17 protein-coding genes are annotated in these 18,370 nt (G+C 70.0%); 11 read left to right on the forward strand and 6 right to left on the reverse strand.

Going from position 1 to position 18,370, the window contains the following annotated elements:
• Positions 1 to 515: 515 nt before the first annotated feature.
• Positions 516 to 1,004: a YajG family lipoprotein gene (locus tag LXT21_RS10165; protein ID WP_254037920.1), complete on the forward strand. Its 489-nt coding sequence runs from the start codon at positions 516 to 518 to the stop codon at positions 1,002 to 1,004.
• 32 nt (positions 1,005 to 1,036) lie between these two features.
• Here the strand turns inward: LXT21_RS10165 and LXT21_RS10170 are convergent, their stop codons facing one another.
• Entirely contained in the window at positions 1,037 to 1,705 is a 669-nt protein-coding gene (locus LXT21_RS10170) for a dienelactone hydrolase family protein (protein WP_254037921.1), read from the reverse strand.
• A gap of 93 nt (positions 1,706 to 1,798) precedes the next feature.
• On the opposite strand from LXT21_RS10170, the gene LXT21_RS10175 reads away from it, so the two are divergent.
• Entirely contained in the window at positions 1,799 to 2,305 is a 507-nt protein-coding gene (locus LXT21_RS10175; protein ID WP_254037922.1) for a GreA/GreB family elongation factor, read from the forward strand.
• A 9-nt stretch (positions 2,306 to 2,314) separates the two neighbouring features.
• Here the strand turns inward: LXT21_RS10175 and LXT21_RS10180 are convergent, their stop codons facing one another.
• Complete coding sequence (locus LXT21_RS10180) at positions 2,315 to 3,031, reverse strand: class I SAM-dependent methyltransferase (protein ID WP_254038526.1); 717 nt, start codon at positions 3,029 to 3,031, stop codon at positions 2,315 to 2,317.
• A 90-nt stretch (positions 3,032 to 3,121) separates the two neighbouring features.
• Here LXT21_RS10180 and LXT21_RS10185 point away from each other — a divergent pair, with 90 nt between their 5' ends.
• The 9 genes from LXT21_RS10185 to LXT21_RS10225 all read left to right on the forward strand — a co-directional run bounded on the left by LXT21_RS10185 (position 3,122) and on the right by LXT21_RS10225 (position 14,500).
• Positions 3,122 to 4,228, forward strand: coding sequence for a vWA domain-containing protein (locus LXT21_RS10185; protein ID WP_254037923.1), 1,107 nt, complete (start codon positions 3,122 to 3,124; stop codon positions 4,226 to 4,228).
• On the forward strand, positions 4,225 to 5,793 hold the full coding sequence (locus LXT21_RS10190; protein WP_254037924.1) for a hypothetical protein: 1,569 nt from the start codon (positions 4,225 to 4,227) through the stop codon (positions 5,791 to 5,793). Before LXT21_RS10185 ends, LXT21_RS10190 begins: the two co-directional genes overlap by 4 nt.
• Before the next feature lie 800 nt (positions 5,794 to 6,593).
• The gene (locus LXT21_RS10195) at positions 6,594 to 7,256 is read left to right on the forward strand and encodes a hypothetical protein (RefSeq protein WP_254037925.1); all 663 of its coding nucleotides are present in this window, start codon (positions 6,594 to 6,596) and stop codon (positions 7,254 to 7,256) included.
• Positions 7,253 to 10,342 (forward strand): IPT/TIG domain-containing protein, encoded by a 3,090-nt coding sequence (locus LXT21_RS10200; RefSeq protein WP_254037926.1) that lies wholly within the window; start codon positions 7,253 to 7,255, stop codon positions 10,340 to 10,342. Before LXT21_RS10195 ends, LXT21_RS10200 begins: the two co-directional genes overlap by 4 nt.
• Positions 10,339 to 11,460 (forward strand): hypothetical protein, encoded by a 1,122-nt coding sequence (locus LXT21_RS10205; protein ID WP_254037927.1) that lies wholly within the window; start codon positions 10,339 to 10,341, stop codon positions 11,458 to 11,460. Before LXT21_RS10200 ends, LXT21_RS10205 begins: the two co-directional genes overlap by 4 nt.
• Before the next feature lie 122 nt (positions 11,461 to 11,582).
• On the forward strand, positions 11,583 to 12,080 hold the full coding sequence (locus tag LXT21_RS10210) for a hypothetical protein (RefSeq protein WP_254037928.1): 498 nt from the start codon (positions 11,583 to 11,585) through the stop codon (positions 12,078 to 12,080).
• Positions 12,081 to 12,185: 105 nt separating this feature from the next.
• Positions 12,186 to 12,911, forward strand: a complete 726-nt coding sequence (locus tag LXT21_RS10215) for an SDR family NAD(P)-dependent oxidoreductase (protein ID WP_254037929.1) — start codon at positions 12,186 to 12,188, stop codon at positions 12,909 to 12,911.
• Positions 12,908 to 13,735, forward strand: coding sequence for a dihydroneopterin aldolase (locus LXT21_RS10220; protein WP_254037930.1), 828 nt, complete (start codon positions 12,908 to 12,910; stop codon positions 13,733 to 13,735). The genes LXT21_RS10215 and LXT21_RS10220 overlap by 4 nt, the downstream gene beginning before the upstream one ends.
• A 15-nt stretch (positions 13,736 to 13,750) precedes the next feature.
• Positions 13,751 to 14,500 carry a queuosine precursor transporter gene (locus LXT21_RS10225; protein WP_254037931.1) on the forward strand — a complete coding sequence of 250 codons (750 nt, stop codon included), beginning with the start codon at positions 13,751 to 13,753 and terminating at the stop codon, positions 14,498 to 14,500.
• Positions 14,501 to 14,510: 10 nt separating this feature from the next.
• Here the strand turns inward: LXT21_RS10225 and LXT21_RS10230 are convergent, their stop codons facing one another.
• The 4 genes from LXT21_RS10230 to LXT21_RS10245 form a co-directional block, all read right to left on the reverse strand.
• Positions 14,511 to 15,824, reverse strand: a complete 1,314-nt coding sequence (locus tag LXT21_RS10230) for an outer membrane protein assembly factor BamB family protein (protein ID WP_254037932.1) — start codon at positions 15,822 to 15,824, stop codon at positions 14,511 to 14,513.
• Between the two features lie 96 nt (positions 15,825 to 15,920).
• Positions 15,921 to 16,829 (reverse strand): alpha/beta fold hydrolase, encoded by a 909-nt coding sequence (locus LXT21_RS10235; protein WP_254037933.1) that lies wholly within the window; start codon positions 16,827 to 16,829, stop codon positions 15,921 to 15,923.
• Entirely contained in the window at positions 16,826 to 17,950 is a 1,125-nt protein-coding gene (locus tag LXT21_RS10240; protein WP_046716656.1) for an alpha/beta fold hydrolase, read from the reverse strand. The genes LXT21_RS10235 and LXT21_RS10240 overlap by 4 nt, the downstream gene beginning before the upstream one ends.
• The gene (locus LXT21_RS10245) at positions 17,947 to 18,369 is read right to left on the reverse strand and encodes a hypothetical protein (RefSeq protein ID WP_254037934.1); all 423 of its coding nucleotides are present in this window, start codon (positions 18,367 to 18,369) and stop codon (positions 17,947 to 17,949) included. The genes LXT21_RS10240 and LXT21_RS10245 overlap by 4 nt, the downstream gene beginning before the upstream one ends.
• Between the last annotated feature and the right edge of the window lies 1 nt (position 18,370).

Below are 18,370 nucleotides of genomic sequence, written 5' to 3' on the forward strand. Positions count from 1 at the left end.
CGGCCAGGGCGCGCTTCAGGGTGCGTGCATGGAACCCGCCGAACGCTCCGCCGATGAGCCCGTTGAAGAATGGCACGAAGAAGACGGAGAAGCTGGTGATGACCATCGTCAGCACGCTCACGTCGAAGCGGTTGTGCTTGAGCTGGATGCCCTCGGGCTTCATCCCGATGCCCGGCGGCAGCTCCTCGTAGCGGAACTCCCGGCGGACGTCCTTCGCGTAGGGCGGAGGCGAGGTGTCCTTGTCGGTGCGGATCATCTCCATGGGGTACGAGCCTTTCGCGGCGGGCGCGATGCACCCGACTCCCGTTCAGGTGGGGCTGGCGGCGGGCATCGGGAAGGGCCGCTGACTCCACCGGAGGGCGGGCCGGCTGGGCGGCCCCAGGTTCCTTCCGGGTGACAAACCCGGGAAAACCGCTTCCGTGTCCCGAGGGGCGGACGTGGTGGGGCTTGGCGGCCCGCCGTCTGCGGCTATGCTGCCGCGCCCGGTAGTCCCCTCACGTCCGTACGGAATTCCCATGAGCCTTCGTCGAGCCCTGCTGACCGTCGTCCTGTCCTCCACCGCCCTCCTGTCCGCCTGTGCCCTGCGCCCGACCTACCGGGAGCTGGTGGCGCCGAACGCCGCCGAAGTCACCGCGGGCCAGACGGTGGCGCTGCGCGTGGTGGACAGCGCTGGCAAGCCCGTGCAGGGCGCCAAGGTGCGCGCGGGTGAGCGCCGCACGCGCATGAACCTGGTCAGCGACGCGGACGGCCTGGTGACGCTGGAGACGAACGCCGACCTGCTGAAGGAGAACCCGCTGGTGGAGGTGGTGCTCCCCAAGGGTGTGTCGCAGTACCGCCTGCAGCTCGTGCCCTCGGGCCAGTCCCCCTCGGAGCTCGCGCCCCAGGCCCCCGCCGCCCCGGAGCAGGTGCCCGGCACCGAGGCCCCGGAGGCCCAGCCGACGACGCCCGCCTCGCCGGAGACCGAGTCCCAGGCTCCCGCCGCGCCCGCGACCCCCGGCACCTGAGCCGGGAGTCCTGAGCACCCTTCGCGCGAGGCTCAGCCGAGCTTCGCGCGCAGGAAGTCCACCGTCCGCGTCCAGGCCCGCTGCGCGTTGTCCGGCGAGTAGACCTCCGGTCGGGTGTCATTGAAGAAGGCGTGGTTCGCGTCGTAGCGGTGGAGCTCCGCCGGCACGTTCGCCTTCTTCAGCTTGGCCTCCAGCGCATCGACACGCTCCGGCGTGCACCAGTCATCCTTCGTCGCGAAGTGCCCGAGGATGGGCGCGCGGATGCGGGTGACGTCGACGGTGTCCGGCGGAATCCCGTAGAACGGCACCACGGCGTCGAGCCCCGCGTCGTTCGCGCCCGCCAGCAGCGTCAGCGCGCCGCCCATGCAGAAGCCCAGGACGGCGACCTTGGTGCCGGCGCCTCCACGTTGGCGAAGCGCGTCCGTGGCGTCCTTCAGGGCCTGACTGGCCTTGCCCCAGTCCATCTGGGAGAGGAGCTTGTCGGCCTCCTGCGCGTCCTTCGTCGTGCGGCCGCCGTACAGGTCCGTGGCGAAGACGGTGAAGCCCTCCTTCGCGAGCCGGTCGGCGATGCCTCGGATGTGCTCGTTGAGCCCCCACCACTCGTGGACGAGGACCACCGCGCCCTTCGCTCGAGTGGCTTCACTCAGATAGCCCGCCAGTTCCTGGCCCTGCTTGCCGGTCAGCCTTGCCTGCCCTGCCATGCGTGCACCCCTTGAGTGATGGACGAAGCGGCGTAGCTTAGTCTCACGGGCGCGGGGTGCCTGGGTCCGAAGTGGACTGTGTCGGAGGTTGGAATGTCGAAGGCGTTCACGAAGGAGGACTCGGGCGGGGACGAGGTGCTGGTGCCGCCGCGGCCGAAGTCCTCCTCGGGCGACAAGCGCTACATCACTCCGGAGGGTTACCGCGCCCTGCAGGAGGAGTTGGCGGCCACGCAGGGGCCGGACTCCGGGGCCGAGGGGCTGACGCCGCTGGAGGCGGGAGCCCGGCGCCAGGAGCGTGAGCGTCGCGCGCGTCACCTCGTCGCCACATTGGAGGAGGTGCGCGTGGTGGAGCCGGAGGCGGCGCAGGAAGGCCGTGTCTTCTTCGGCGCGTGGGTGGAGTTGGAGGACGAGGACGGCGAGCGGGCGCGCTATCGCATCGTCGGCTTGGACGAGGCGGACGTGAAGTCGGGCCGGCTCAGCGTGGAGTCTCCGCTGGCGAGGGCGCTGCTCGGCAAGGAGGTGGGGGAGGCCGTGTTGGTGGAGCGGCCTCGCGGCGCGGTGGAGTACACCGTGGTGTCCGTGGAGTACGCGTCACACTGAGGCGCGACGTCAGCGCTTCGTCGCGATGACGGTGGCCAGGGGCGTGAAGGGCTCGGGGAGGATGCCGTCGCGGACCTCGACGCTGAAGCCCTGGGCCTCCAGCAGCGCGCGGGCGCGAGGCACCAGGAACGTCAGGTAGTACATGACGAAGGGTGGCTTCCACAGGGCGTTGCGCACGCGCATGGCGGCGTTGAAGCTTCGAGCCACCCAGTACCCGGGGCGCAGCTTCGAGGGCGGGTGTCCGGTGACGAAGAGGAACCGCCCACCGGGGCGCAGGGCCTGGTGGATGCGCTGAATCAGGCGCGGCTCGTCCGCTTCGAGGATGTGGCCGAACGCACCGAAGCTGGTGGCCACGTCGAACGCGGCGTCGAAGGTCATCTCCAGCGCGTCACCCCGGACGAACTCGAACGCGGCGGTGCCCGGTGCGCCGGAGAGCCTGCGGTCCGCTTCCTCGAGCATGCCCTGGCTCACGTCGATGCCGGCGACGCGCTCGCGGGCCAGTGGGCGCAGGTGGCGCATGGCGGCGCCGGTTCCGCAGCACACGTCCAGCGCGGTGCCGACGGAGCCCGCGGGGCCCAGGGCTTCGATGGCGGCGCGGAGCACGGGGTCCGGGGTGCGGAAGGGCGTGTAGTCGAACTTGGGGGCGAGCAGGTCGTAGCCTTGCTCGACGGAGGAGAAGGCCTGCTCGGCCAGTTCGAGGAGGGTGGGCCCCTGACGATGGAACATGGTGCCCGAGGATGTAGCGCACCCGGGACCCTGTGAGGACGGGTTCTCGGCGGAGATGTGCACCATGAACGCTCGGGGTAGGCTGGGCGCATGCGCCGTGTCGCCGTCGTCGCCTTCCTGGCGCTCCTCTTCGTCGACTGTCGGGATGAGCGATTGGTGCCGTCGCTCCCACCGGGCTTCCACGTCGATACGTACGCGCAGCGCTCGGCGTCGGCGGTGGATGTGTTGTGGGTGGTGGATGATTCGGCCTCCATGGCGCCTCGCCAGGAGTCGCTCGCGCGCAACTTCCAGGCGTTCATCTCGCTCTTCCGCGAAGGGCGCATCGACTACCGGATGGGCGTGGCGACGACGGACACCTTCGCGCGCCCCGGGGAGTTGGTGGGAACGCCGCGGGTTCTTCGTCCGGATACGCCAGGGCTGGAGCAGGCCTTCGCGGACAGCGTGCGCGTGGGGACGGGAGGCAGCGCGTACGAGGCGGGCCTGGAGGCCGCGAGTCAGGTGCTGGCTCGTCTGGCGCGCGAGAATGCGCCGGTGCTGGAGGCGCGAGCGTCCTGTGTGTCGAGCTGCGCCACGGACACGTGTCGCGAGGCGTGTCGGGCGACGCATGCGGTGGAGTTCCTGCGTCCGGAGGCGTGGCTGTATCTGGCGTTCGTGACGGACGAGGACGACCGCTCGCCGCACGACGTGCGCATGTACTGGCGTGAGTTCTCGCGGGCGAAGGGGTTGGGCAATGACGGGACGGTAATGGCCTCGGCCATCATCGGCGACGTGCCCGCGAATGGTTGTGGCGCGGAGCCGGGGGCTCGGTACGCGGAGCTCGTGTCCCTGATGGGCGGAGAGCTGGGGAGCATCTGCGACGAGGACTTCGCCGAGACGCTGCGCACCCTGGCGACGAGCGCGGTGGGGCTGAGGCGCTCGTTCGCGCTCGCGAAGAGACCTCGGGAGGGCTCGTTGAGGGTCCGTGTCCGCCAGCCCTGTGGGACGCAGGAGGACTCACGGAGGGCTTGTGTGTCGGTGGACCGCGCGGCTTGCGAGGGGCAACCGGCGGAGGCGCTTGAGGCGGTCTGCATCCCAGAGGCGGGAGGCGAGCACGGCTGGGTGTATCAGTCCGAGAGAGAAACGGTGTTCTTCGCGGGGGACTCGGTGCCGGGGCTGGGGTCGCGGGTGGAACTCGAGTACGTGGAGGACGGGTCGTGAGGAGTGGGTGGCTCGTGTGCTGGCTGCTGGTGGCGGCCTGTGGGCGGGATGCACCGCCGTCCTCGGTGGGGCCACGTTGGGTGGCGCCCGCGTCCACACTCGATTTCGGCGCCGTGCCCGCGCTGAACGAACGCACGGTGTCCCTGCCGTTGGTGAACGTGGGGCGGGCGTCGCTGCGAGTGGTGCGCGCGGCGGTGAAGGAGGAGGGCGCTCCGTTCCGAATCGTCTCCGTTCCCGAGGAGGTACCCGCGCAGGCCGAGACACCGCTGGTGTTGGCCTTCGTGCCGCCGCGCGAGTCGAGCTACACGGCGACGCTGGTGCTGCGCACGGACGACCCCGTTCAACCCGACGTCGAGGTGTCGTTGCGAGGAGAGGGGCGTACCGCGGCGGTGCTGGAGTTGGAGCCCGCGTTGCTCGACTTCGGTCGGGTCGCCGAGGGAAGCATCGTGGTGCGTCCGGTGAAGCTTCGCTCGCGAGGGAGCGCGCCGCTGGTGCTGGAGTCACTGACAATCGAGTCATCTGGAGGCCCTCTGGCGGGCTCCGAGACGACGTTGGCGGCAGCGCATCCCGCATGGATGTCATCGACACCCGAGTCCCCGGCGGTCCATTTCCTAGGCTCCGAAGTCGTGCCCTTCGCGCAGACGTCATTGACGTCCTCGTCCTCTGTGTTCCAGCTCGTGGGCGCTGCGCGGGTGCCAGCAGTGCTGGACCTCGCGAGTGATGTCGAGGTGTCGGTGCGGTACGCGGTGCCGCCCGGTGTCACTGCTGAGGACGTGAGTGGCGCGCTGGTGCTGCGGACAACGGACCCGGACCAACGCGAGGCGCGAGTGACCCTTCGGGGCAGCGTGAATCGCGCGCCGGTGCCCGTGGTGAGCGCGCCAGGCGAGAGCGTACCGGGAGGCGAGGTGGTGCTGGATGGCACGTCCTCGATGGACCCGGATGGAGACGGTCCGCTCACGTATGCCTGGGAGTGGCTCTCGCTACCCGTGGGCGCACGTGGTGCTCAACTGTTGTCCCCGTTGGAGTCCACGACCGTGCTGCGCTTGGACCCCGTGGTGTCGGGCGAATACGAGGTGGCGCTCACGGTGACGGATGCGGCGGGAGCGCGCAGCTTGCGACCCTCGCGTGCACGAGTCGTGGCGGTGCCCGCTCAGCAACTGTGGGTGGACGTGACGTGGAACAACGCCGAGACGGACCTGGACCTGCACGTGCTGCGGAACGTGGACGCGGTGCTGGGGTCCGCCGATGACTGCCACTACGCGAACCCGCGTCCCGACTGGGGTGTCCCCGGGCTCGCGGAGGACCCGGAGTTGCTGAGGGACCGGCTGACGGGCTTCGGTCCGGAGGTCTTCGGTTACGAGCGCCCGGTGTCGGGCACGTATCGGGTCGCGGTGGTGCTCTCGCGCGAGAACGGCGCCGTGGACCCGCGAAGTGACGCCACGGTGCGGGTGTACGACCGGGGCGTGCTGAAGGGCGAGTTCCGTCGCACCCTGTCGCGGCAAAGCGAGGTGTGGACGGTGGCGGACGTGCAGTGGCCCTCGGGTGTCGTCACGGAGGCGCCGTGAGGACGTGGGGGTGGCTGCTGGGGGTGTGCTGGCTCTTCGCCTGTTCCTCCACGGAGAAGGTGCCACCCGGGCCCGATGTGGCCCCCGACCCGAAGAGCTGCGCCCGACGCGAGGACTGTGACGGAGGGCAGATCTGCACGCTCGCGGCGGTCTGTGGCGTCTGCGAATCGAGCGGTCAGTGTCGGCTCCGTGAGCGCTGTGATGCCGGAACGCGAACCTGTGTCGCACGCGAGGGATGGGGCGAGGCGTGCGCAGCGCACGCGGACTGTGGATTGGGACAGTGGTGCCGCCAGGGGCTGTGTCGAGCGAGGACGGACGTGGTGCTGTGCCCGATGGGCACACGGGAGGAGTGTCCGACAGGAGCGCGGTGCAACACGGGCACGCTCGTGTGCGAGGAGGACCTCGGGTGCATCGACGACGGAGACTGCGGCGTCGAGGAGCGCTGCAATCCGGGCCTGCATGCCTGTGTGCCACGCTGCACCCCGGCCACCGCTTCGGAGGTCTGTGCGGAAGGTGAGCACTGCGCGGACGAGCGCTGTGTGCGATGCGAGGAGGATTCGGACTGCGGGGTGGGCTTCACCTGTGACGAAGCGGGCCGTTGCACAGTGACGCCGAGGTGCTACGCGGACCGCGATTGCACGGTGCCTCACGTGTGTCATCTGGCGAGTGGACAGTGCCTGCCGAGCTTGCCGCCCTGCTCCTCGGATGACGATTGTGAGTCAGACCGGCGCTGTGACCTCGGAAACAGGACCTGCATTCCGAGGAGCTGTCAGCCGGACGCGCTGGAGCCCAATGACTCCGTGGCCACGGCGCATCCCGTGAGCGCGAGCCGCCATGTGCGACTCACCCTGTGCTCGGGTGACGTGGACCACTACTCGCTCACGTTGGAGCGAGGAGACCAGCTCGGCGTGAATGTGGAGGCGGAGGTGTTCGCGGAGCCGGTGTTCGCCTCGTCCCTCCAGGATGAGCGGGGCAGGGTGCTCGCGACGGGGCGCTTCCGGTTGTCGCATGTCGCCGCGGAGCGAGGCGTGTACACGGTGCGCATCGCCTCACGTGACACGGTGCCGCGAGCCTACGACGTGGGCTTCTTCCTCTCGCGGGGAACACCTTGCGACGATGATGGCCACGAGCCGAATGACACGGTCGAGACAGCCACGGTGGTGCCGGAGGGCCTGAGTCTGGACGGGATGCTCTGTCCCGGGGACGCGGACCACATGCGGTTCTCGGTGCCGCCTTCGCGTGGCGTCAGGGTGTCACTGTCGGGTTACGCGGCGGACCGTGGACTGTTGCGCCTGTGCGTCCTGAATGGGGGCACCGGGTGGGGGTGCTCACTCGCGACCACGGGAGCCAAGGTGGAGTTGCCCGCGTCGATGGTGCAGGGCCAGTCGCTCACGGCCAGGGTCACCGGTGATGATGCGCGCACGACGAACGGCTACACGCTCCAGGTGGAGTGGCTCCCATGAGGACCACGTCATCGTTGGCGTTCAGCCTCATCGCCACGATGCTCATCGCATGTGGTGGCACCTCGCGCCCACCTGGGACTCCGCCGGACGCAGGACTGGATGACGGCGGTGTTCCTGATGCGGGAGCGCGAGACGCGGGGACACGGGTCGATGCGGGCGCACCCGTCGCGCCGGTGATTCAGTCCGTGCTGCCCACGCGAGGCGAGCGGGGTGGTGGGACCTGGGTGACGCTGAAGGGTCGAGGCTTCGTGGAGGGCGTGGCCCGCGGTGCACCCGAAGCAGCGGCGCTCACGACGCTTCGAGTCGGCCCGAACCTCGTCCGCGACTTCCAGCTCATCGACGACTCCACCCTCGATCTGCGCACACCTCCCGGAGCAGTGGGGCCGGTGGACCTCACGCTCGATAACCCGAACGGCACGGCACGCTGTGAGTCCTGCTTCACCTACGTCGAGACCTTCGATGTTCGAGCGCTCTCGGGGGACACGGGGGCACTCTCCGGAGGAGAGACCGTGTCGCTGCTCGGCGAAGGTTTCCCCGAAGGGCCAGGGCTCCAGGTCCTCTTCGATGGCACGGCGAGCCCCTCGGTCACGCGTGTCTCCTCGTCGGAGCTTCGTGTCCTCGTCCCCAGGGGGCGCGTGGCTGGCTCCGTCGACGTGCGAGTCCAGGGCCACGGTGTCGGTGACGTGCTCCGACGCGCGTATCGCTATGTCGAGGACACGCGCGTCACCCAGGTCTCGCCGCTCACGGGTCCAAGAACCGGAGGCACCGTCACCGTCATCACGGGCCAGGGTTTCGAGGGAGCGACTCGAGTCCTCCTCGGAGACACACCCGCCACCGCTCTCCAGGTGGAGTCTTCCACGCGACTCGTGGTGACCACGCCACCCGCCCCGTCCATCGGAGTCGCGCCCATCCGCATCGTCACGCCAAGAGGCACCTGGACCGTGCGCCAGGGCTTCGCCTACGTCGACGACTCCCCGCTCGCCCTGCACGGAGTCTTCCCGCGAGTAGGCGCCCAGCACGACGGCACCGTGACGCTGATGGGGACCTCGCTCGATGCACCCGACCTGTCCGTGACCTTCGATGCAACCCCTGCACAGGTCGTCACGGCCACCGCGACCACCGTCACGGTCCGGGTCCCTCCACGAGGGACGCTCCCTCGCACGGTCTCCGTGAGGGTCCAGTCCGGCGCCACGAGCGCGAGCCTCCCCCAGGGCTACACCTTCCGTCTCGCGCTCGACCCGCTGACGCCGAACCACGGGAGCGCGACAGGCGGAACCCAGGTTCGACTCACGGGAAGCGCACTGCCTCCAGATGTCGTGGTGCGAGTCGGCGCACTGCCGTCGCCACAAGTCACGGAGTCGAGTGAGACGGAGCTGCGCTTCCTCACACCGCCAGGAGGCGCGGGGACACACTCCCTCCACGTCTCCTCCGCGAGCGACCCCGAGAACGAAGCCCTGCTTCCAGCGGCCTTCACCTACGAAGCCGCGCTCACCCTGTCCCAGCTCGAACCCTCCAGTGGAGCCGTCGCCGGAGGCGCCCGAGTCACGGTGCGAGGCGTGGGCTTCGTCGATGGAGCGTCCGTCACGTTCGGAGGAGAACCCGCCACCGAGGTGCTCATCCACGACGCGCACACGCTCACCTGTCGCATCCCTGCCTCGCGAATCCAGGGACCCGTGGAGGTCGCCGTCGTCCATGGCACCCAGCGCTCCGCGCTCCCCGAGTCCTTCCACTACTTCGACCCACGAGGCCCCGGAGGGCTCTCCGGCGAGGCCCTGATGGGCACTTTGAACGTCACCGTGCTCGACACGTCGTCGGGGAGCTACGGCCAACCCGTCTCGGGAGCCACGGTGCTGCTGGGCCCGGACCTCACGCCCGTCCTCCAAGGAGGCACGGATGCGCGAGGACAGCTCACGCTCTCGGACTCAGGCATCGCGGGCGCGCAGGTCGTCACGGTCTTCAAGCCAGGCCACGACATGGTGACGGTGGCGGGCATCCGCTCGGAGAACCTGACGGTGTACCTGCGCCGTCTCGACAGCGAGGGCAACCCCGGCAATCCACCCGTGCCCGCGACCGCGCGCATCTCCGGCCGCGTGCGAGGTTTCAAGCCACCTCGACCTCTCGGACCGAACGAGGTGCTCGAGGCGCGCGTCTTCGTGGCCCAACCCAGCCCCGCGTCAGGACCACCCTTCGCGGGGACAGGCGACCGCCGCGCGGAGACCTGGCGAGTCCGTGAGGACGGAGGTCCATTCCTCGTCCTGGCCCAGCCTGGACTGCGCGCCGTGTACGCGGTGCTGGGGGTTCTCAGGGACGGAGTGGACTTCGAGCCCTATCTGCTCGGTATCCGCCGAGGCGTCGCGGTCTCCGGAGCGCGGGCGGCGGAGAACCAGGACGTCGTCTTCGACATGCACCTGGATGTCACGGTGCCCCTCAACGTGGACGGCCCACTCGTCATCGCGGGAGAAGAGGCACGACATCAGGTCTACGCATGGCTGGACCTGGGAGCCGAGGGCGTCGTGCCCCATCCCCACAACTGGGGCACGGGCACGCGCCTCTACACGAGCATCGAGGGACCCGGACCGCGCCTCACTTATCCACAACTTCCCCACGTGGACGGCGCGAACCTGCTCTTCCTCGACCTGCTGCGAGGCTCCACCGCCTATCCCCAGGGCCTGCTGTACCACCGTCAACCCGGAGCCTTGGGCGGCGGTGTGACACTCGCGCCGATGTTGCCGCTGCCTGTCTTCACCCAGCCTGGGACTCGCTTCGAGGGCACCGTGGCTTGGACGCCCACGCCCTCCACCTCCACCTCCACGCCCGAGGTGCAGTTGCTCACGCTGCTCGCGCCCGGAACGGAGGGTGGCATCCGTTGGACGGTCGTGCTCCCGGGAGGGCAGACGCAGGTGACGCTCCCCGGTCCCGCGCTCGACGCACTCCGAGCGGAGCTGCCCGAAGGTGCGCGACTGCGCGCCGACCTCTCCCTCGCGCGAGTCCCTCGCTTCGAGTATTCGCAGTGGACCTATGACGCGTTGTCCACGGCGACCTGGACGGCGTATGTCCTCGGGCGCTCGGAGGTCTTCGACCCGTGATGCGCCGTTGGACGTGGCTCGCCGTGCCCCTGCTGCTCCTCCTCGCCGCGTGTCCGAGTGACTCCTCCGTGGACGCGGAGGGCTGTCGGGTGGACGCGGACTGTGGCTCGCCCGCGGAGGCCTACCGATGCGACGCGGAGACTGCGACCTGTCGATGCCGCACGGCGGGAGCCTGCGCGCCCACGGAGTGGTGCAACCCCGCGGGCTTCTGCCAGGACCGCGCTGGTTGCGAGTCGAACGCGGACTGTGGCGATGACTCCCTCTTCTGCGACACGAGCACCGGCACCTGTCTGACACGAGGACGCTGCGCCACGGACGTGCACTGCCCGCTGTGCGAAGTCTGCGACGTGTCGCGGACCACCTGTGTCCCGGGCTGCCGCTCCGCGGGAGACTGTCCCGGCACCGCCTGTCGCTGCCAGGACGCGCCATGCCTCTGTGACGCCACCACGCCCGAGGGCCGCGCGGCCTGTGCGCTCGGGGTCTGCGACGCGAGCTTCTGCGCGGACGCGAGCGACTGTGCCTTCGGCGAGCGCTGTGGTGCCTCGACGTGCTTCAGCGACTTCGACCCCGTGCGCCGCCCCTACTGCGCGAGCTGCACGTACGGCGGCGGGCTCCAGGTCTGCGGACGTGGCGCCAACTTCTGTCTGCGTGAGACCGCGAGCCCCGGCACCGCCTTCTGCGGCGCGGATTGCTCGGAGGGACAAGGCTGCCCCCACGGCTACCAGTGCGCGGACGTGGTGGTCGTCGCCAGTCGCGCGCGCTGCCGCTCGGATGCGGAGTGCGCGCCCTCGCCGTCGCTGCCGTGCCGCGAGGACTCGCACTGCGGACGCGGCGGCCACTGCGTGAATGCACAGGGCCAGGAAGAGGGCGCCTGCGCCGGGCGGTGCTCCATCGCGGAGGGCGACGTGGAGGGCTTCTGCTCCTGTCAGCAGGACACCGACTGCGTGCAGGACGCGTGCAGCCAGGGCACGTGCACGGTGAGCCGTCGTGCGTGTGGAAGCGACGTCGACTGTCGCCCCATCCGCTGCGTGGACCACCAGGGCGCGGGGGGCTGCCTCGTGGGCCGCAACTGCGCACCCGAAGAGGGCCTCACCTGCGCCGAGGTCGCCCCGCGCTGACCCCTCCGAGGAGTCCATGTCCTACATCGGCCCCCAGTGTCCGAAGGGGGCGGAACTCCTGGTGTTTGAATGTTCCTGGGGGTGCCCCGTCAGAAGTTGCAACACGACGGAGGATGGACGACATGGCTTTCAAGACTGCTCTCGCGACCCTGGCTCTCGGCACCCTGTTCCTTGGTTCCTCGACGGCCCTCGCGGCCGACAGCAGCATGCGTGACTGGGCCACGCAGCAGGCCCGCCGCAACGATGACCGGGGCCGCCATGACGACCGCGACCACCGCGATGACCGGGGTCCCCGTCCCGACCGCTACGAGGCTCACGTCCACAACGGCTACTGCAACCACGCTCCGGCGCCGCGTCCGCCGCCGCGCTCCCAGGGCCGCTACGAGATGCAGACGGTGAGCCGCTGGGTCGAGGGTCGCTACGACAAGGTGTGGGTGCCGGAAGTCTGCCAGGAGCGCGGCAACCGCCGTCACCGCGTCACCCGCTGCACCGGTGGCTACTACGAGAACCAGTGGGTGCCCGGCCGTTACGTGCAGACCACGGAGTGGGTGTGGGTGTCCTACGACCGTGGCAATGACTGGCGCTCCAACCGCGTGCACCCGGCCAGCTACGTCCGGTAGCACTGGCTGAAAGACCTCCAAGGGGGAGAGGGGCGGTGCCGGGATACGGGGGTATCCGGCATCGCCCTTCGACTTTTCAGCGGGGCCTGTTAGTCAGTGCGCCGCATGGGGACGGCCTTCATCACCGGAGCAGGAATCCGCATCGGTCAGGCGGTGGCGAGGGCGCTGGCCCACGCCGGATATGACGTCGCGCTGCACGCGAACCGCTCGCTGGAGGCGCTGAGCTCGCTGGCGGACGAGCTGCGCGCCCTGGGGCGCCGGGTCACCGTGCACGCCGCCGACCTCAGCCGCCCCGAGGCGGTGGATGCCCTGGGCGCGAGCGTGCGCGAGGCCTGGCCCGCGCTGGATGTCGTCGTCCACAACGCGGGCCTCTACGAGCGTGTGCCCTTCGAGGACATCTCGCGCGAGCAGTACCGCACCATGCTCGGCGTCAACCTGGACGCGCCCTTCTTCCTCACGCAGTCGCTGTTGCCCTCGCTGCTCGCGGGGAAGGACCCGGTGGTGGTCCACATCTGCGACATCGCGGGCGAGCGACCGGAGAGCCACTTCGCGCACTACTCGGTGAGCAAGGCGGGCCTTGTGATGTTGACGCGCGCGCTGGCGGTGGAGCTGGCCCCGCGCGTGCGGGTCAACGCGGTGTCACCCGGCGTGGCCGCCTTCCCGGAGAGCTTCGACGCCGCCGCGCGAGAGCAGATTCTTCGCCGCATCCCCATGGGGCGCGAGGGCAGCGTGGAGGACGTGGCGCGCGCCGTCGTCTTCCTCGCGAAGGACGCCCCCTACATCACCGGGCAGGTCATCGCCGTCGACGGTGGCAGGAGCGTGAAACTGTGAGCCCTGAGCTGGCCTTCCATCCTCCCGTGGTGCGCGACAGCCAGGGGCACTCGCTGGATGTCATCGAGCTGCGAGGCCTCACGGTGGACTGCATCGTGGGCGTGTACAACCGCGAGCGCGTGCTGGCGCAGCCGCTGCGGTTGGACGTGGCCCTGTTCCTGGACACGCGCAACGCCGCCACGGGCGGACGGCTCGCGCACACCGTCAACTACGGGCGACTGGCGGGCGAGCTGCGCTTCCTGTTGGAGGCGTGTCGCTTCGAGCTGCTGGAGTCGGCCGTCGAGGCGGTGAGCCGCTACCTGCTCGTGCCGCCCACCGAGGACGTGCCGCGGGCGCAGGTGCAGGCGGCCACGGTGCGCGTCATCAAGCCCCTGGCGCTCGGTGGGCTCGCGCTGCCGTCGCTCCAGGTGCACCGCACGGCGGCGCAGATGAGCTACGCCTCCGAGGAGCGCTCCTTCGGCCGCCTGGACGTCATCCACGAGGGTGCGGGCTACGGCGTGCACCGGCTTCGCGTGAAGCCCGGTGGCAGCCTGCCGGCGAGCGCGGATGCGACGGTGGAGGCGAGTGACCTGGTGCTGGGGCCGGGGCTCCTGATGCAGGGCCAGCCCGTGGCGCGGGGGATGGCGTTCCATGATGCCCAGGCCGTGGCGCGCCGTTACGACAACCCCTCGGCGCAGGAGCAGACGGTGTTGCGGGTGTATCGGCCCCGCGTCATGACGTCCGAGGCGCCTTGGGCCGTGGCGCACGCGGCGCTCGGCGGGACTTCCTATTACCCTCTCGACGAGCCCGCGGCGCCGGGCCTGGCCGCCGACACGCTGCCCTGAGGACGAAGCGACACCATGCAGCTCGACAGACGGATGCAGCTCTTCGTGGTGCTGGCGGCGGTGTTCGTCACGGCGCTGGTGGTGGGAGACCTCATCGCCGTGAAGCTGTTCGAGGTGCACCTGGGCAGCGTGGTGGCGGTGATGTCCATCGGCATCGTGCCCTTCCCGGTGACGTTCCTGCTGACGGACATCCTCAACGAGTTCTACGGCAAGAAGACCGCGCGCTTCGTCACCTGGGTGGGCTTCTTCATGGCCATCTTCGCCTTCGCGGTGATTGCCATCGCGGTGCAGGTGCCCATCGCGCCGCTGACGCGCGCGCCGGACTACAGGGGCACGGTGGAGGGCGCGTTCAACAACGTCTTCGACAGCTCGCAGCGCATCCTCGTCGCGTCGATGGCGGCCTATCTGGTGGCCCAGTTCAGCGACATCGCCCTGTTCAACCTGCTCAAGCGCGTCAGCCGGAATCGACTCCTGTGGCTGCGCGCCACGGGCTCCACGCTGGTGTCGCAGCTCATCGACACCGTGGTGATGCAGTTCGTCGCGTGGACGGGCGTGCTGCCCACGAAGGTCATCGTGGGCATCGTCCTCTCGTCCTACGTCGTGAAGGTGCTCGTGGCGGTGGGTCTGACGCCGTTCATCTACCTGGGCCACTCGCTGGTGGAGCGCAAGCTGGGCATCAAGCCCGTGATGCTGGGCGCGGACGGTGAGCCGGTGCCCGAGTCTGGCGCGGACCTCGGTGTCCCCGCCGCGTCGCGCGCCGCCTGAGGCGTGGACCTCACGGCACCAGGCGCTGGAGGAAGGTGTCGGTGTCGTCGGCGGTGAAGGGCTCCTGTCCGCCGAAGGCCCGGGTGCCGGAGAACGTACCCGCGCTCGCGAGGTCGCCTCCTGGCAGGAAGGTCATGTCCCGCAGCTGGAGTCCCGGCGCGCAGGGCTCGGTGACATAGGGGGCTCGCCACGACAGCGTGCCCCGGGCGCCCAGTCGCACCAGCTCCGAACCGCAGCCATGACGGAAGAGCACCGCGGTGCCGCCATTCACATCCGACGTGAGCCTCGCGCCGCTGGCCTCTCCCGACGCCGTGCTCGTCAGCGCGTGTCCCCACAGGGGGCGTCCGGCCGCGTCCGCCGCGAGGATGAACGCGGCGCGCGGACAGCCCTGTGCATCACAGGTGGGCGAGAGCACGGAGCCACCCCAGTGCAGGGTGCCCGCGAAGTCGCCCGTGAAGCGCAGCCCCCCATCCGCGGCGAAGGCGACATGCGTGAAGTTCGGCGCGTCGGGGCCCACCTCCAGCTCCCAGTACACCTCGCCGACGGGAGACAGCCGGGCGATGAAGCCGATGCTCTCGAAGGGGGCCAGGGGCCGCTGGCCCACGAGCACCGCGCCGCCATCCGGGTCCAGCGCCACGGCGGACGCAGAGGACATCGCGGGGAGCTCCTGGGACCACCGGGCGGTGCCTCGCGCGTCGTAGCGCGTCACCAGCCTGCCGTGCGCCACCACCACTTCACCCTCGATGTCCGGCGTCAGCGCCTTGAGCGTGCCCGTCGAGCGGGCCCACTGCGGCGTACCGTCCGCGGCCAGCTTCGCCACGAAGTGGCTGTCGGCGATGAGCGTCTCGCCCAGGCGGAGCCGTCCCTCCACCTTGCCGGCGATGAAGAGCTCCGCCGTGGAGGCGATGCCCAACAGCTGCGCGTGCGCGATGGCCGGGCCTCCCTCGGTGGAGGGCTCGGGAGCGAAGGTCCGCGTCCAGCGCACCTGTCCCGCGCCATCGTGATGCGACAGCACGAGCGACGTGCCGTTCGCCTCCACCGACGTGGGACCGGAGGTGCCCGTGGCTCGCGACGTGCCGAGGAGCACCAGGCCGCCGAGCCCATCCGAGGCCAGGGCCACGACCTCCTGCTGTCCGGGGAGCCGCGAGTGGACGGTCCACCGCGCGTCACCGGGCTCGAGCTTCGGAGGCTCGGGAGGCTGCGGAGGTGGCTCCTCCTCGCGCGGTGGAGGCTCGATGGGGGCGTCGCTCCCACCACAGCCGAGCAGCGTCCACACGCTCAGCATCAGCCCCGCCGCGCTTGCCCGCCACCGTCCCATGTTCATTCCCCGTGAATCCGCTCGTCCTCCGGCCGGTGGCCAAGCTGGGGTCCGATGCTCCCGGAGGCAAGGTGGGCGTTGGGCACTGAACGAAATCGGACCTCAGCCGCCCGCACGCGCGAGCGGCGTGAGGATGTCCCGCCAGTGCGAATAGAGGGAGAAGTGGCCTCCACCGGGGAGGAAGTGGGACACGGCGGTGGGGATGCGCGAGGCGAGATAGCGCCCCATCTGCGGCGGGACGATGCTGTCTCCGTCCCAGTACCAGAGGTCCACGTCGCGGCGAATCTCCTCGAGCGGGAAGTCCCACGGCGACGCGAGGATGTGGGCCTCTCGGCGGATGCCCGCGACACCCCTGCGCGTGGCCTCGCGACGCCAGCCCTGCACCTGCGCGGCGATGAGCGGGTCGGACAGCACGCGACGGTCGTCCGGGGAGGCATGCGCCATCACCGCGGCGAGAGCTCGGTCAGGGTTGGCTCGCACCTGTCGGTCATGCATCGCGAGCAGGGGGTGGAGCACCCACTCGGGCCAGGCCGCCATGGCGTAGGCGTTGCGGTAGTCGCGATTGACGCCCTCCATGCCACCGGGCCGCTTGAGCGGCGAGGCGCCGGAGACGATGGCCGCGCGGAGGATGCGGTCGTCCAGATGCCACGTGGAGACCGCGGCGTAGGGGCCGCCCGCGGACACGCCGAAGAGGGAGAAGCGCCCGATGCCCAGCGCGTTGGCGAGCTGCTCCAGGTCGCTCGGGAAGTCGAGCAGCGTGCGGCCCGGTTGATAGTCGGACAGGCCGTAGCCGGGGCGGTCCGGCGTGATGAGGCGCACGCCGAGCCCGTGGGTGATGCGGTCATCCGGGTGGCGCATGTAGCGCGAGCCCGGGTTTCCATGGATGAAGAAGACGGGGACACCGTCCAGGTCTCCCGACTCCACGTAGGCGAGCCGTCGCCCGTCCTTCAGCCGGACAGAGCCCTCGCGCACTTGCACGCCGGAGGTCATGTTCGTGAACGCGGTGCTCATGACTCCATCGCTTTCGAGCGAGCGCCAATCCATTCGGCGATGGAGGGCCACACGTGGGTGGAGCCCTTGCTGGACGCGGACAGGCCGATGTGGCCGACGGGGTAGCGCCGCGTCTCCGCGTCCTTCGTGCCCACCAGCTTCACCAGGGGCTCGCTCATGGCGGGGAAGGCGATGGTGTCCTGCTCGGCGATGACGTTGAGCACGGAGGCCTGGATGCGTCCCAGGTCGATGTTCTCTCCGCCGACCTTCATGCGCCCCTGGTGGAAGAGGTTCTGCTGGTAGCAGTCCTTGATGTACTGGCGATACACCTCGCCGGGGAAGGGCACGGGGTCGGCGCCCCAGCGCTCCATCGCGAGGAACGTGGTGACGAAGTCCGGGTCGTCGATGCGACGGCACACCTCCAGCCAGCGGGTGACTCGCTGCACGGGCGCCACCATCAGGAAGCCGCTCTCCAGCACGGGCGTGGGCACGTTGCCGTAGGCGTCCACCAGTGAGTCCACGTCGAAGTGGTTGGCGGAGGTCCACAGCGTGTAGACGCCGCCCTTGCTGAAGTCCACGGGCGTGGCCTGCGCCACCAGGTTGCGGATGCCCTCGGGATACAGTGACGTGTAGGCGAGCGCGAGCGTGCCGCCCATGCAGTAGCCGTAGAGCGTCAAATCCCGGCTCTTGCTGACCCGGAGCGTCCAGCGCACGGCGGTCTGGATGAGTCCGCCGAGCAGGTCGGACCAGGTGAGGCGCTCCTCTTCCTGACCGGGCACGCCCCAGTCGATGGCGTAGACGTCGAAGCCCTCGTTCGTGAGGTGCTCGATGAGGCTGCGGCCTGGGAGGAAGTCGAGGATGTACCAGCGGTTGATGAGCGAATAGACGAAGAGGATGGGCGTGCGGTGGCGCCGGCGGGGCGCGGCATAGCGGAGCAGCCGCATGCTGCCGCGCGTGTACACGACGGTGTGAGGCGTGGCGCTGACGGGCGGCTCACGGACGCCGGACGCGCGCTCGATGAAGGGCTTGAGGTACGGGTACGGATTGAAGGGGCGGGCCTTGAGGGCGTGGGCGACGGCGCGGGTGAGCTGGAACTGGCTCGTGACGAAGGAGCGCAGGCGCTGAGGCGAGGAGGCGGTCATGGCGCGTCACCGGGCTTCTTCGTGGTGTCGTGCTCGGAGGCTGAAGCCTCCTGCTTGTGGAGCAGGTCCACGACGACCTCCAGCTGGGAGCCGAGGGCCTCGACCTGGTCGTTCACGCGGCGGAGCTGGTCGCGGAGGTTCTCGACCTCGGACGTGGTGGGCAGGCGCAGGGTGCGCAGCGCGCCCTCCACGAAGCCGTTGCGGCGGATGCGGGCGTTGAGGCCCTGGCGCATCACGGTGCCGCTGGCGCGCAGATAGGTGGGGCTCTCTGCGACGCGAGAGAGGGCGCGGGTGAGGCCCTGTTCGGCGCGAGTGAACACCTTGCCCGTGCGCGTCTCCGGATGGGTGAGGTGGCCCAGGAGCTTCAGGCTCCGGGCGAGGAGTCCCCGGGGAGGAGGCGGACGTTCCGAGTCGCTCATG

The sequence above is a fragment of the Myxococcus guangdongensis genome, assembly GCF_024198255.1.
GTDB lineage: Bacteria > Myxococcota > Myxococcia > Myxococcales > Myxococcaceae > Myxococcus > Myxococcus guangdongensis.